The organism is Arthrobacter sp. AOP36-C1-22, assembly GCF_052377515.1.
In the GTDB taxonomy this organism is placed as follows: domain Bacteria; phylum Actinomycetota; class Actinomycetes; order Actinomycetales; family Micrococcaceae; genus Arthrobacter_H.
Map to the genome: position 1 here is coordinate 1 of NZ_JBQSWW010000064.1, position 1,170 is coordinate 1,170.

At 62.5% G+C, this 1,170-nt stretch carries 1 protein-coding gene; it reads right to left on the minus strand.

Annotation, left to right across the window (positions count from 1 at the left end):
• A partial coding sequence (locus ACT3S6_RS15880; protein ID WP_444555774.1) for an IS110 family transposase occupies nt 1-1,106 on the minus strand: 1,106 nt, incomplete at its 3' end.
• Nucleotides 1,107-1,170: the final 64 nt, after the last annotated feature.

A 1,170-nucleotide genomic window follows, 5' to 3' on the forward strand; every position in this document is an offset into this window, starting at 1 on the left:
GCTGCATTGTGTCTCTTTCCCTCGGCTCGTTTTCGCTGGTAGTAGGCCATGGAGATCGGATCGTGGCAGCTGGCGACCCAAGCCGATCGGAACAGGGCGTTCTTCAACGCTTTGTTGCCCGATCGGGATGGGTGTTCACCATGGATCGAGGTGCCTGAGTATCTTGATGTCGGAGCGATCCCCGCGTAGGCCGCCAGATGAGCTGCGTCCTTGAATCCATGGCCGTCTCCAATGGCCAGGAGCACGGCTGCAGCGGTCTTGATGCCGACTCCTGGCATGGAGATCAAGACCGTGGAAAGAGGGAAGTCATCGACCAGCTTCTCCACTTCGGTGGCCAGGATCGCCCGCTGGGTTTTGAGTTCCTTGATCTGGGCCGCCACCCTCGGGACGACGATTTCGACCGCAGCCGTGCCGGCCACGGTCACCGTCTGCTCTGACAGGGCAGTGAAAATCTCTCCGACCAGTACGGAAGGATCCTTGCGGGAATGGTTCCGGGCGAATCGCAACACGTTCCCTTTACCCGCGGCGCGCAGCCCGGTGGGTCCGCCGTAGTGGATGAACAGCTCCAACACGAGCGGACGGGTGATCCTCGTTTCGGGGAAAACCCGCTCCAATGCAGGGAAGATCTGCAGCAGCAGGCCACGGAGCCGGTTGATGGCCCGGGTGCATTCATGAGTCAGGTCGGCATCAAAGCCGGCCAGGACCTTCAACGCCGAGAGGACCTCGCTGTCCCGGTCCACTTGGCGCAGGGTATGGGGCATTGAGCGGGCGGTATCGGCGATGATGAACGCGTCCCGGGCATCTGTTTTGGCCATGCCCGGGTATAGGTCCGCGGCTTTTCGCATTGCGAGTCCGGGGAGGTAGGCGACTTCGCAGCCCGCGTCGCGGGCTACCGCGATGGGCAGGGCGCCGATGGTGTTGGGTTGGTCAACGATGACCAGTACGGGCCCATGGGCCTGCAACCGGGTGAAGACCTCTCGTAGTTTCGCCTCGTCCTGGGGCAGGGGGTGGTCGAAGATCCGGCCACCGTCCCGGTCCAGGGCTGTTGCGTGGTGACCCGATTTACCGACGTCGAGTCCGCAGAACACGGCGATTTCGTTGTTCATGGTGGCGCTCCTTTTGCACCGTGCGGTTGGCCGCTAGTCACGACACTCGATGCCACACCCACGT